We start from the raw sequence: 12041 nt of genomic DNA on the forward strand, positions 1-12041 counted from the left end.
CGAGGTGCTGCTCAGGCGCAGGAATCGTCGCCCGCGTTGGTGATCGACAGGTCGACCGGCAGCTCGTTCTCCTCGGCGGCCTGGATCGGCACCGTCGGCAGGACCGAACCCACCTCGGTCGGAGCCGCGATGCTGCCGACGAACCCGGTGCCGAGGACGAGTTCCACGATGCCGCCGAGGTCCTGGGACTCCTGCAGCACGGCCCCCGGAACTGCGGAGGCCAGCGTCAACGCCTCGGCCTCCTGCCCGGGCGAGAAGCGGACGACGGTCTCCTTGCTCGTCCCGGAGTAGTTGCCGACGCTGTAGATCGGGAAACCGTAGGCGCCGAGTTCTTCCGCGGTCCGGGCCGCGAGGCCGGATTCGCCGGAGGCGTTGGACACCTGCACCGACACCGTCGAGGGGTCCACCGCGGTCTGTGCAGGCAGCGGGGCTGCCGGCGGCGCTGACGATTCCGGCTCGGGAACATCGCGTTTCTCGCCGGGGAGCGGTTCGTCGTCGATGATCGCGTTGAAGATCGCCTTGATGTCGTCGAGACGCGGAATCTCGTTGCCCCACTCGTTGGTTCCGGCCGTCGGCACGGTGAGGAAGGTGACGGCGCCGGCTTCGACCCGCTGCAGCGAGCGGCCGAGCCGGACGAGGGACTCGGTGTCGACGTTCTCGACGAACGTGGCGCGGGTGAACGCGTTGATGAACCCGTTCAGCTTGCCGGGGTCGAACAGGACCTTGTTCGACATGGCCGAGCGCAGCAGTGACGACAGGAACTTCTGCTGCCGGGTGATACGCCCGTAGTCGCCGTTGCCCTCCGACTCGACCTTGCGGGCCCGCACGTAGTCCAGGGCCCGGCGGCCGTCGAGGGTGTGGGTGCCCGCCGTCTCGATGATGGTGCCGAGTTCCCCGTCGACCAGGGGGGTGGGTGTGCACACCTCGACGCCGCCGACCTCGTTGACCATGCTCTCGAAGCCCGCGAAGTCGATTCCGACGAAATGCCCGATCTTCAGGCCGGACAGCTTCTGGATCACCTTCACCAGGCACTTGGGCCCGCCCAGCGCGTAGGTGGCATTGAGCTTGTCGCCCTCGGCTGCGGGGAACGTCTCCGACGTGTACTCGCCGGTGGTGCTGTCCCAGCCGCGGCACACGGGCCGCGTCACGTCCAGGTCGCGCGGAAAGGAGACGGCGACGACGCGACTGCGGTCGGCGGGGATGTTGACGAGGATGACGGTGTCGGCGCGTGCGCCCTCGGCGTCGGCGACGGTGCCGGCGCCGACCGCGCCGCTCGCCCCGGCGCGGGTGTCGGTGCCGATGATCAGGTAGGTCTCGTCGCCGGTCTGCCCGCCGGGGTCGACGATGTCGGTGGATTCGGTGTCCAGCGCCGCGATCTGGGCGAATCCGGCCTCGGTGGAACGCACGTAGCCCCACACCAGGCCGCTGCCGACGAGGGTCAGCACGGACAGCAGCGCCAGAACGGTGCGGCCCACGGTCGCGAGGCGCCGGCGTTTGCGGCGCTTGTTCAGAGCCAGCCTGCTCAGGCCGTCGCCCCCGACGGCCTGGGGCAGCGCGGGCGGCTGGTCGGGGTCGTCGCTCCGCCGTCCGGCACGGTCGTCGCGCGGGGGTGGGGGCGGCGGGCCGGTCGGCGGGGCCGCGGCCACGGGCGGGATCTTCTCGGTGGGGTCGTCGTCGACGGCCGGCGTCCGCCGCGGCCGGCCCGGCTGCGGGCCCGGCACGGCCGGTTCGGGTTCGGGGTGCCGCCCGGGCGGGCTGTCGCGCCCGACCTTGTTCATCAGCGCGGCGACGGTGACCTGATCGGGATTCTCGTCGGGGGCGGCCGAGCGGCGGGGGCGGCCGGTATCGGCGCCCCGGCCCGACGGCGCGGGTCCGGCGTCGGCGGGCGGCGCAAGACCCTCCGGACGTCGTCGCACCCGGCCGGAATGTGAGCTGCGATACCCGGAGTCGGCGATAGGACGTTCCCAGGGAGCGCGACTGTCGGGCAGGCCCGACTCGTGCTCCTCACCCACCGATTCCCTCGCCTCTCCGCGGATGTTCCGCTCTCGTACGCATCCGCCACCACGGCGATTCCGTCATGATACTGGCGGCCTCGATCCGGATCGAGGCGTCCGCCGAGCACCGGTCCGGTTCGTCCGGCCCGCACGGCGGACCCTGCGGTCAGCCGCCCGAGTGCATGACGTCGGCGCCCGCCGGCACCATGCAGTCCTCCGGGTCGTCGAGCCAGCCGTCCGGCAGTGCGACGGTACCGGGGGAGCCCTGGCGACCGCGCGGGCCCTCCGCGTCCTTCGGGAAGGGCACGGTCGGATCGAGCCGGCCGAGCAGGTCGTCCAGCTCGGCGAGACCGGACACGCGCGCCAGGGCGTTGCGCACGTCGGATCCGGCCGGGAAGCCGCGCAGGTACCAGGCGATGTGCTTGCGAATCTCACGCATGCCGCGGTCCTCGCCGTGGTGGTCGGCGAGGAGTTCGGCGTGCCGGCGCATGATGGCCGCCACCTCGCCCAGGTTCGGCGGGGTGGGCATGGGGGTGCCGTTCAGTGCGGCGCTGAGTTCGGCGAACAGCCAGGGCCGGCCGAGGCATCCGCGTCCGACGACGACGCCGTCGCAGCCGGTCTGCTCTATCATCTTCTGGGCGTCCTCGGCGGCGAAGATGTCGCCGTTGCCCAGCACCGGCACGTCGGTGACGTGCTCCTTGAGGCGGGCGATCTCGTTCCAGTCGGCCTCACCCGAGTAACGCTGCGCGGCCGTGCGGGCGTGTAGCGCGACGGCGGCGGCGCCCTCGGCCGCCGCGATCCGGCCCGCGTCGAGGTGAGTGTGATGATCGGCGTCGATGCCGATGCGGAACTTCACGGTCACCGGGATGTCGGTGCCCTCGGTGGCGCGGACGGCGGCCGCGACGATGTTGCCGAACAGCCGCCGCTTGTACGGCAGCGCCGAGCCGCCGCCCTTGCGGGTGACCTTCGGCACGGGGCAGCCGAAGTTCATGTCGATGTGGTCGGCGAGGTTCTCGTCGACGATCATCTTCGCGGCCTGGTACGTGACGTCCGGGTCGACGGTGTACAGCTGCAACGATCGCGGCGTCTCGGTGGGACCGAACGTCGTCATGTGCATCGTGACGGGGTGGCGTTCCACGAGTGCCCGGGCGGTGACCATCTCGCACACGTACAGCCCCGACGTGCTCCCCGACCGCTCGAGTTCGAGTTCGCGGCACAGGGTGCGAAAGGCGACATTGGTGATTCCCGCCATCGGCGCGAGTACGACCGGGCTGTTCAACTCGAGCGAGCCGATGCGAAGGGGTGACATGAAAAAACCTCGAAGACGGCGTGAAGAAGAAGGGCGTGCAACTGTGCCCGGCACCGAATCCGGTACCGGGCACAGGATAGCTGTTCGGGGCCGCTGCTCCCGAATCACGGAACGGCCTGGATCAGGACGCGGCCTCGTTGCGCTCGCGGCGGGCGGCCTCGCGGGCGAGGGACCGATCGCGCATCTCCTCGAACTTCACCGCCTGCTTCTCGAGATCCTCGAGGAAGGTGCCGAGCTCGTCGAGGATGCGGGCGCCCTCGGCACCGAAGTCCTCACGCTCGAAGATGCGCCACTTGCGGAGCACCGGCATGACCACCTCGTCGAGGTGCTGACGCAGGTCGTAGATGCCGTGCTTGGCCATCAGCACGCCGTTGCGGCGGAAGTTGGGCATACCGGCGCCGGGCATCTGGAAGTTCTTCAGCACGTCTGTGATCGCCGCGAGGGTCTGGTCCGGGGCGACGTCGAGGGCCGCTTCGCAGATGTTGCGGTAGAAGATCATGTGCAGGTTCTCGTCGGCGGCGATGCGCTGGAGCATCTTGTCGGCGATCGAGTCGTGGCACGCCCGGCCGGTGTTGCGGTGCGAGACGCGGGTGGCCAGCTCCTGGAAGGTGACGTACGACACCGAGTGCAGCATCCCGACCTCGTTGGGCGAGGCGAACCCGTTGGTCATGTGCTCCATGCGGGCGTTCTCGAGGGCGACGGGGTCGACACCGCGGGTGACGACGAGGTAGTCGCGCATCACGATGCCGTGGCGGTTCTCCTCGGCGGTCCAGCGGCCCACCCAGGTGCCCCAGGCGCCGTCGCGCGAGAAGCTCTCGGCGATCTCGCGGTGGTAGGACGGCAGGTTGTCCTCGGTGAGGAGATTGGTGATCATCGCGGCCTTGGCGACCTCGTCGAGCTTCGACTGCTCGGGCTCCCAGTCCACGCCACCCATGGCGGCGAAGTTGCGCCCCTCGTCCCAGGGCACGTAGTCGTGGGGGTGCCAGTCCTTGGCCATCGAAAGGTGGCGGTTGACGTTCGCCTCGGCGACGGGCTCCAGCTCGCGCAGAAGCTCCAGCTGAGTCAGAACTCGCGTCATTCCGTTTACCTCTCCATAACTGTGCGTGTCACGTACGAATTACAGCCTACGGCACCGTAGGTTCGGCACCCGTTTGTCTGTTACCTGTTCCAAGTTCGGCCGACCGGGGCCTACCCGCCGATGGGATCACTCACAGACGGCGACGTCGTTATCATACCGGGGCGCGAACGGCGTCCCGGGGCGACGCGCGGGGGCAATCCATATCCCGCCGTGACCTCAGCGCTTGCCGGCGCCGAGGAGTCCGCCGAGCAGCTCGCCCAGGCCACCCCCGTTGCCGCCGAGAACGCTGCCGAGCACTCCGTCGAGACCGCCGCCGCTTCCGGTGCCGTTCGTCGCGCTGCGCAGGAGCCCGCCCAGCAGCTCGCCCAGGCCGCCCTGGCCGCCGGAACTTCTGCCGACCTGCTCGGCCAGGTACGTCAGCACGATCGGGGCGAGGATGGGCAGCAGCCGTGCGACGAGGTCGTTGCCGCCCGCGCCGTCGGCTCGGCCCAGCGTCTGCACGACCCGGTCCTTGTGGTCGCCGAACACGTTCGCCACGATCCGGTCGCCGTCCGCGGTGTCCACGTCGGTCACGTCCACTCCACCGTCGAGCAGGGCCGGGCTCCGGTGCTGGTCGAGCGCGGACAGCAGGGACGAGGCGCCGTCCGGATGCCGTGTGTTCGCCTCGAGGCCGCCGACCAGCGTGGGCAGGGCGGCCCGCACCGCCGTCGCCGCCGTCTGCTCGTCCACGTCGAGCCGGCGGGCGATCTGGTCGACCGGAATCCGCGAGAGGAGATCGTCGAGGGAAGGCATGGGAACCGAGGGTAGCCACCGTGGTCGCCCGCTCCGGGATCCCGCGTCGGCGTTTCGGCTACGCGGACGCCCGCCGCCCCGCGATCACCGCGCACAGCAGGGCGACCCCCAACCCGCTGAGCAGTAGCACGAACCCCGTCTGGTTGGTCAGCGCGGTAGCGTGGTTGACCTGCACGTAGTCGCCGAACCGCTGATAGACCCGCACCGCGAAGGCGCCGGTCGCGACGAGGCCGATCACCACCCCGGCCCAGCCGGCCACCGCCGAGTCGAACAGGGCGGCCAGGAGCAGCAGCACGGCGGCGAGCACGAGCGGCGCCGCCAGTGTCTGATGGACGGGCAGGTCGGCTGCGCCGAGGGCGGAGACGTCGCCGGCCGCGATCCCGTCGCGCAACTCGGTCAGCGGGACGTCGGTCGGCCGGGTCCCGGCCAGCACCGGGAGAAACGAGCCGATCCCCAGGGCGACGGCGGACAGGAACAGACCCAGGTCCACGAAGCTGCGCACGCCACTCCCATCGATCGTCGGATCGGTTTTGTGAGCGACCACACCCTAACCGCAATTCGGGTGCGGCAGCAGCGCGGAACCGACGATTCGGGCGCCGTGTCGGGCTTGCGGGTACGTAATCTGAGGGGAGCGGCACACCCGGACCCGGAAGGGGAACAACGCAATGGTGGGCAACGAGACGGTGCAGCGGTCGGGGCTTCCGCCGTGGGCCAAGAAGGCCCTGTGGAGCGTCGGGGCCCTGCTCGCGCTGGTGGTCGCGTACTTCGTGCTGGCGGCATTCGTCCCCCGGTGGTGGGCGCAGCGTATCGCCGGGCTGGCCGATGCCGGCTTCGCCCGCGGGATAGCCTGGGGCCTGCTGTTCGGCCTTGTGTGCACGTTCGTGCCGTTGGCCCTGTTCGCCGCCGCATGGCGGATCAGGACGTGGCGCCGGCACCGCGTCCTGCAGGTGGTGTTCGCCGCCGCCGCCGTGGTGGTGGCGATCCCCAACCTGATGACGTTGAGCATCGTGCTGGGCAACGGGAACGCGGCCCATGCGGGGGAGCGGATCCTCGACGTCGACGCCCCCGGCTTCCGGGGCGCGACGCTCGTCGGTGCCGTCGTCGGCGTGATCGTGTTCCTGGTGTTCGCGGCCCTGAGTTACACGTACCGCAAACGCGGTCGCGACCTCGAGCGGGAGCGTGACGGGCGGGGCCGGCAGGAGCCGGAGCTACGAAGCGACCGGCCGGGCAAGGTGGCCGGCGCTCCGGAGTAACGGGCGACGACGAGCCGCCTCGTGCCGGGGCGCTCCCGTCCTTCCGGACGGACGAGGGTGTGGTGCCCCCACCAGGGCTCGAACCTGGGACCTGCGGATTAAAAGTCCGTAGCTCTACCAACTGAGCTATAGGGGCGTGGGCGCACAGTCTAGCTGCATCGCGCCGGACAACAGTATCGGACGCGCGGGCCGTTCGAAGGCTCGGGTGCGCACCCCCTGCGGCGCACCCGAGCCGCGCAAAAGCATACCACTTGGTGTGTTCTCTGCGAAGGCCGGAAAACGCCTGGTTGCGGGCGTGGGGGCCGGACGGCGGCTACAGTGGCGTCCGGGGGGGACTGCCGGTCACGTACGGAGGCACGAACCCCCCATGTCACGTCAGCAAGAGCGGGCGCGGCGCACACGCGCGGCGATCGTCGAATCCGCGGCGATCGAATTCGCCCGGCGCGGATACGGCGCCGCCTCGGTCAACGCGATCCTCGAGCACTCCGGGGCCACCAAAGGTGCGATGTACTTCCACTTCGATTCGAAGGAAGCGCTCGCCCGGGCGGTGCTCGCGGAGGGCCTCGAGCGCTACCGGGTGATCGCCGACCGGTGGCTGGACGCGCCGGGGCTCGATCCGTTCGAGCGGCTGTACGGCCTCGTCGGAGATCTCGCCGATGCCCTGCACGGCGACGTCATCATCCAGGCAGAGTTCAAGCTCGTGACCGAGCCCGAGTTCGACGCGGAGGCCAAACTGCGCGGCAGCTCGGTGTGGGGGAAGGCCGGTCACCGGCTCGCCGTCGAGGCGCAGGAAGCGGGGCTGTTCCGTGCCGGGGTCGACCTCGAACGGTTCCTGGGTGTGCTCAGTGCGTGCCTGGCCGGGCAGCGCTACTTCCACGACCTCACCGCGGAGGACGTCGACGTCCGGGCCCGGTTCGCGGAATGCCTGGACGTCTGCCTCGAGGCGACGGCTGCGCCGCAGTGGCTCGAGCGGCGGCGTGGTGCGCCGGAGTTGCGCCTCGAAGGCGAACAACCGGCGTGACCTGCTGATTTGTGAATCCGGAAACCCGTGTCCTAAGCTATCCACGCTCCCAACGGAACGCGAACCCGTTGAGGGTGCGGGTCGGAGTAATCCGGCGGGCCCCCTTCGTCTAGCGGCCTAGGACGCCGCCCTTTCAAGGCGGTAGCGCGGGTTCGAATCCCGTAGGGGGTACGCTTGCGGAAGCAGTATCACCGCATGCAGTACGGTTTGACCACAAGTGAAGAGCATGGCCCTGTGGCGCAGTTGGTTAGCGCGCCGCCCTGTCACGGCGGAGGTCGCGGGTTCGAGTCCCGTCAGGGTCGCAGAGTTGGCAATTGGCATTCGGTTCGGGTGCCGTCCGGCCAGGTAGCTCAGTTGGTACGAGCGTCCGCCTGAAAAGCGGAAGGTCGCCGGTTCGATCCCGGCCCTGGCCACCACACAATTTCATACGGTAGACCCACCGCTCGGCGGTGGGTTTTCTGTGGAAACCCCTTCGGGGGTGCACACGGCCCTGTGGCGCAGTTGGTTAGCGCGCCGCCCTGTCACGGCGGAGGTCGCGGGTTCGAGTCCCGTCAGGGTCGCTTCACGGCGAAGGCCCGGTCCCGAAACGGACCGGGCCTTCGCCGTCCCGACCGGTTCAGCCGCGGGCCCGGAGTTCCTGGCGAAGAAGCTTGCCGGACACGGTCTTCGGGATCTCGTCGATGATCTCCACCAGCCGCGGGTACTTGTACGCCGCCATTCTCTCCCTGGCGAAGGCGATCAGTTCCTCCGCGGTGACCGAATGCCCCGGACGGAGGCTGACGAACGCCTTGACCGTCTCGCCGCGGTAGCTGTCCACCACCCCCACCACCGCGGCCTCGCGCACCGCTTCGTGCTCGTAGAGCACGTCCTCGACCTCTCTCGGCCAGACCTTGTACCCACCGGCGTTGATCTGGTCCTTCTTGCGGTCGACGATGTAGAACCAGCCGTCGGCGTCCGTGTACCCGACGTCCCCGGTGTGGAGGGCACCCCCGGGCAGTGCGGTCGCGGTCTCCTCGGGCTTGTTCCAGTAGCCGGCGACCACCTGCGGGCCCGACGTGACGAGCTCGCCCACCGCACCGACGGGAAGGTCGTTGCCGTCCTCGTCGACGATCCGCACGACGGTGTCGAAGGTCGGGACTCCGACCGACAGGGCGCCGGACGCCTCGTCCACCGGAGCCCGGGTGCCGAACGGAACCGCATGCGAGGGGGAGGTGGTTTCGGTGAGGCCGTAGATGTTGTGGATGTACGTCCCAGAGAATCTGTCGAATGTGATCGAGCCGACCGCGAAGGTCGCCTGTTCCACGGCCACCGTTTCGAGGGCGACAGCGATGTGTCCGACGAGCCCGGGGCGTCCCGGCGGGTCTTCGACGGCGGAACGGCTCGCTACCCTGTACGTTCAGTTTGCACTGGACCTGGTGCGGTTCCGGCGCTGATCCGCAGGGCTGCGCCGGGTTGCACGTCGGACGAGAACATGTTCTAGAGTGAGTTCGATCTTCTGGACGGACCCGCTCCGGCGACACGACGAACGAGGTGATCTGTGCGAATAGCTCTGCTGTCGTACCGCAGCAAGCCGCACTGCGGTGGTCAGGGCGTGTACGTTCGACACCTCAGCCGCGAGCTCGCGGCGCTCGGCCACGACGTCGAGGTGTTCTCCGGCCAGCCGTACCCCGAGCTGGACGACGGGGTGACCCTGGTGAAGGTGCCCAGTCTCGACCTCTACCGCGAGGACGATCCGTTCCGCTTTCCGCACCCGCGCGAGATTCGCGACGCGATCGACCTCCTGGAGCTGGGCACGATGTGGACGGCGGGTTTTCCGGAGCCGCTGACCTTCAGCCTGCGCGCCGCCAGGCTGCTGCGGGCCCGGGCCGCCGAGTTCGACGTCGTGCACGACAATCAGTGCCTCGGCTACGGCCTGCTCCGCATCGCGGACGCGGGCCTGCCACTGGTCGCGACGATCCACCACCCGATCACCCGCGACCGGGAACTGGACCTCGCGAGCGCGCCGACGTTGCGCCGCAAGCTCACCCTGCGCCGTTGGTACGGGTTCCTGCGCATGCAGGCCCGGGTGGCGCGGCGCATCCCCACCCTGCTCACCGTCTCGAAGTCCTCCGAGGACGACATCCGTACCGCCTTCGAGATCCCCGAGGGGCGGCTGCGCACGATCCCGCTGGGCGTCGACACCGAGGTCTTCGCCCCGCCGACGGCCGAGCGCGTGCCCGGCCGCATCGTGTGCGTGGCCAGCGCGGACGCGCCGCTCAAGGGCGTCGCCAACCTGCTCGAGGCGGTGGCGAAGCTGCGCACCGAACGGCGGGTCGAGCTGGTGCTCGTCACCCGGCTCGCGCCCGGCGGGGTCACCGAGAAGCTGATCGAGCAACTGGCCATCGGCGACGCGGTGCGCACCGTCTCCGGGATCGACGACCGCGAGCTGGCCGAGCTGCTCGGTTCGGCGCAGGTGGCTGTGGTCCCGTCGCTCTACGAGGGGTTCTCGCTGCCCGCGGTCGAGGCGATGGCCTGCGCCACCCCCTTGGTCGCGAGCCGCGCCGGCGCGATCCCCGAGGTGGTCGGCGACGCGGGCATCCTCGTGCCTCCGGGGGACAGCGAACAGCTGGCCGCGGCGCTGGCGCGGGTTCTCGACGATCCCGCCGAGCAGATCCGCCTCGGGTCGGTGGCACGGGCACGCGTGCTCGAGCGATTCAGCTGGGCGGCCGTGGCCGCCCGGACCGTCCGGGCCTACCAGGACACCGTGGCGGCGCAGGCAGGAAGGACGAACACCTGATGCTGACAGTCGATTTCGACCGGCTCGGGGTCAAGCCCGGCGACCGTGCCATCGACATCGGGGCGGGCGCGGGCCGGCACTCGTTCGAGCTCTACCGTCGGGGCGCCGACGTGGTGGCGTTCGACCGCAGCGCGGAGGACATGAAGGCCGTCGGCGACATGTTCGCGGCGATGGAGCTCGAGGGCCAGGTTCCCGAGGGTGCCCTAGCCCGGGCCGAGGTGGGCGATGCCCTCGCCCTGCCCTACGACGACGAGACCTTCGACGTCGTGCTGATCTCCGAGGTGCTCGAGCACGTGCCCGAGGACGACCGTGCCATCGCCGAATTCGTGCGTGTGCTCAAGCCGGGCGGCGTCGCGGCCGTCACCGTGCCGCGGTGGCTGCCGGAGAAGATCTGCTGGGCGCTGTCCGACGCGTATCACGAGGTCGAGGGCGGGCACGTGCGGATCTACAAGGCCGACGAGCTCGCGGCCGAGCTGACCTCGGCAGGCCTGACGGTGCGCGGCCGGGAGCACGCGCACGCCCTGCACTCGCCGTACTGGTGGCTCAAATGCGCTGTGGGCGTCGACAACGACGACAACCCCCTGACGAAGGCGTATCACCGGCTCCTCGTGTGGGACCTGATGCAGGGGCCGTGGCTGACGCGCACCGCCGAGTCGTTGCTGAACCCGGTGCTCGGCAAGAGCGTCGTGTTCTACCTCGAGAAGCCGACGGTTCCCGTTGCCGGCCGCTGACTTCCGCCCCGGCGGGGCACGGCCGGCGGTTCCGGCCGTGCCGGGAGTGCTGTCCGAGGAACAGTGCCTGCACACCGCCCGCGCGATCGCCGACATGCAGGAGTCCTCCGGAGCGATCCCGTGGTTCCCCGGTGGTCACACCGATCCGTGGGACCACATCGAGTCCGCGATGGCTCTCACCGCCGCGGGGTTGCTCGAAGAGGCGGAGGCGGCCTTCGACTGGTCCCGTCGCACCCAGCGGCCGGACGGCTCGTGGCCCATGCAGTTCCGCGAGGACGCCGTCGAAAACCACGACGCCGACTCGAACTTCACCGCATACATCGCGGTGGGGGTGTGGCACCACTACCTCGTCACAGGCGACGTCGACCACGTGGAACGGCTGTGGCCGACGGTGCGGACGGCCCTCGACCATGTGCTCGAGTTGCAGGCGCCCGGCGGTGAGATCTACTGGGCACGAGGAGAACACGGCGCGGCCGACGAGGCCCTGCTGACGGGGTGCTCGAGCATCCACCACAGCCTGCAGTGCGGCCTGCGCCTCTCGGAGGTGGTCGGCGATCCCCACCCGGACTGGGAGGTCGCGTGGTATCGGCTCGGGCACGTGCTGCGCCGGCACCCGGAGGCGTTCGCGCCCAAACCGGAGTACTCGATGGACTGGTACTACCCGATCCTCGGCGGCGCGGTGCGCGGTGCGCCGGCCCGGCAACGGATCCGGGAACGCTGGGACGATTTCGTGGTCGGAGGTCTCGGAATCCGCTGCGTCGACCATCGGCCGTGGGTGACGGGGGCCGAGACCTGCGAACTCGTGCTCGCATTGGACGCGATCGGTGAGGCCACGACGGCCCGGGAACTGCTCGCGGCCATGCAGCATCTGCGCGATCCGGACGGGTCGTACTGGACCGGAATGGTTTTCACGGACGGTAAGCGCTGGCCCGTGGAGAAGAGCTCCTGGACCAGTGCCGCCGTGATCCTTGCCGCCGACGCGCTCTCACGCAGCACCGCGGGCAACGGTGTGTTCCGCGATGCCGCCGCACCCTCCGGATGGGTCGCGACCGAGAACTGCCACGAGGACTGCCGGGTGACGGTTTGA

General features: G+C 69.9%; 10 protein-coding genes, 5 tRNA genes and 1 pseudogene. 9 read left to right on the forward strand and 7 right to left on the reverse strand.

Annotated features, from left to right (window positions below; translation table 11 throughout):
* Window positions 1-11 precede the first annotated feature (11 nt).
* The 5 genes from KZJ41_RS05890 to KZJ41_RS05910 all read right to left on the reverse strand — a co-directional run bounded on the left by KZJ41_RS05890 (window position 12) and on the right by KZJ41_RS05910 (window position 5675).
* Window positions 12-2012 carry an LCP family protein gene (locus KZJ41_RS05890; protein ID WP_029541514.1) on the reverse strand — a complete coding sequence of 667 codons (2001 nt, stop codon included), beginning with the start codon at window positions 2010-2012 and terminating at the stop codon, window positions 12-14.
* 148 nt (window positions 2013-2160) lie between these two features.
* Window positions 2161-3303 carry a tRNA dihydrouridine synthase DusB gene (gene dusB, locus KZJ41_RS05895; RefSeq protein ID WP_065922972.1) on the reverse strand — a complete coding sequence of 381 codons (1143 nt, stop codon included), beginning with the start codon at window positions 3301-3303 and terminating at the stop codon, window positions 2161-2163.
* A gap of 121 nt (window positions 3304-3424) precedes the next feature.
* Window positions 3425-4381: an acyl-ACP desaturase gene (locus KZJ41_RS05900; protein WP_006936396.1), complete on the reverse strand. Its 957-nt coding sequence runs from the start codon at window positions 4379-4381 to the stop codon at window positions 3425-3427.
* Window positions 4382-4597: 216 nt separating this feature from the next.
* Window positions 4598-5173: a DUF937 domain-containing protein gene (locus tag KZJ41_RS05905; protein WP_251550356.1), complete on the reverse strand. Its 576-nt coding sequence runs from the start codon at window positions 5171-5173 to the stop codon at window positions 4598-4600.
* 58 nt (window positions 5174-5231) lie between these two features.
* The gene (locus tag KZJ41_RS05910; RefSeq protein WP_072634426.1) at window positions 5232-5675 is read right to left on the reverse strand and encodes a hypothetical protein; all 444 of its coding nucleotides are present in this window, start codon (window positions 5673-5675) and stop codon (window positions 5232-5234) included.
* A 163-nt stretch (window positions 5676-5838) separates the two neighbouring features.
* Between KZJ41_RS05910 and KZJ41_RS05915 the strand changes: the two genes are divergently transcribed.
* Window positions 5839-6426, forward strand: a complete 588-nt coding sequence (locus tag KZJ41_RS05915; protein ID WP_251550358.1) for a hypothetical protein — start codon at window positions 5839-5841, stop codon at window positions 6424-6426.
* A gap of 60 nt (window positions 6427-6486) precedes the next feature.
* On the opposite strand, the gene KZJ41_RS05920 is transcribed toward KZJ41_RS05915, so the two are convergent.
* Window positions 6487-6562: transfer RNA gene (locus KZJ41_RS05920), tRNA-Lys, on the reverse strand.
* Window positions 6563-6793: 231 nt separating this feature from the next.
* Here KZJ41_RS05920 and KZJ41_RS05925 point away from each other — a divergent pair.
* The 5 genes from KZJ41_RS05925 to KZJ41_RS05945 all read left to right on the forward strand — a co-directional run bounded on the left by KZJ41_RS05925 (window position 6794) and on the right by KZJ41_RS05945 (window position 8007).
* Window positions 6794-7447 carry a TetR/AcrR family transcriptional regulator gene (locus KZJ41_RS05925; protein ID WP_006936388.1) on the forward strand — a complete coding sequence of 218 codons (654 nt, stop codon included), beginning with the start codon at window positions 6794-6796 and terminating at the stop codon, window positions 7445-7447.
* Between the two features lie 98 nt (window positions 7448-7545).
* Window positions 7546-7618, forward strand: a tRNA-Glu gene (locus KZJ41_RS05930).
* Window positions 7619-7675: 57 nt separating this feature from the next.
* Window positions 7676-7749, forward strand: a tRNA-Asp gene (locus KZJ41_RS05935).
* 37 nt (window positions 7750-7786) lie between these two features.
* Window positions 7787-7863: transfer RNA gene (locus KZJ41_RS05940), tRNA-Phe, on the forward strand.
* A 70-nt stretch (window positions 7864-7933) separates the two neighbouring features.
* Window positions 7934-8007: transfer RNA gene (locus tag KZJ41_RS05945), tRNA-Asp, on the forward strand.
* Between the two features lie 56 nt (window positions 8008-8063).
* Here the strand turns inward: KZJ41_RS05945 and KZJ41_RS05950 are convergent.
* Window positions 8064-8792: pseudogene (locus tag KZJ41_RS05950) on the reverse strand (AMP-binding protein); the annotation flags it as partial.
* Between the two features lie 192 nt (window positions 8793-8984).
* Here KZJ41_RS05950 and KZJ41_RS05955 point away from each other — a divergent pair.
* The 3 genes from KZJ41_RS05955 to KZJ41_RS05965 are packed head-to-tail and all read left to right on the forward strand — an operon-like array spanning window position 8985 to window position 12041.
* On the forward strand, window positions 8985-10223 hold the full coding sequence (locus tag KZJ41_RS05955; RefSeq protein ID WP_006936381.1) for a glycosyltransferase family 4 protein: 1239 nt from the start codon (window positions 8985-8987) through the stop codon (window positions 10221-10223).
* Window positions 10223-10954 carry a class I SAM-dependent methyltransferase gene (locus KZJ41_RS05960; protein ID WP_006936380.1) on the forward strand — a complete coding sequence of 244 codons (732 nt, stop codon included), beginning with the start codon at window positions 10223-10225 and terminating at the stop codon, window positions 10952-10954. The genes KZJ41_RS05955 and KZJ41_RS05960 overlap by 1 nt, the downstream gene beginning before the upstream one ends.
* Complete coding sequence (locus KZJ41_RS05965) at window positions 10941-12041, forward strand: prenyltransferase (RefSeq protein WP_037200535.1); 1101 nt, start codon at window positions 10941-10943, stop codon at window positions 12039-12041. The genes KZJ41_RS05960 and KZJ41_RS05965 overlap by 14 nt, the downstream gene beginning before the upstream one ends.

The organism is Rhodococcus sp. 11-3, assembly GCF_023704055.1.
In the GTDB taxonomy this organism is placed as follows: domain Bacteria; phylum Actinomycetota; class Actinomycetes; order Mycobacteriales; family Mycobacteriaceae; genus Rhodococcus; species Rhodococcus aetherivorans.

What these genes read in the sequence shown, in the direction of transcription:
- KZJ41_RS05915 (WP_251550358.1), top strand. Translation starts at nt 5,839, where the DNA reads ATGGTGGGCAACGAGACGGTGCAGCGGTCGGGGCTTCCGCCGTGGGCC.
- KZJ41_RS05905 (WP_251550356.1), bottom strand. Translation starts at nt 5,173, where the DNA reads ATGCCTTCCCTCGACGATCTCCTCTCGCGGATTCCGGTCGACCAGATC.
- KZJ41_RS05960 (WP_006936380.1), top strand. Translation starts at nt 10,223, where the DNA reads ATGCTGACAGTCGATTTCGACCGGCTCGGGGTCAAGCCCGGCGACCGT.
- dusB (WP_065922972.1), bottom strand. Translation starts at nt 3,303, where the DNA reads ATGTCACCCCTTCGCATCGGCTCGCTCGAGTTGAACAGCCCGGTCGTA.
- KZJ41_RS05900 (WP_006936396.1), bottom strand. Translation starts at nt 4,381, where the DNA reads ATGACGCGAGTTCTGACTCAGCTGGAGCTTCTGCGCGAGCTGGAGCCC.
- KZJ41_RS05925 (WP_006936388.1), top strand. Translation starts at nt 6,794, where the DNA reads ATGTCACGTCAGCAAGAGCGGGCGCGGCGCACACGCGCGGCGATCGTC.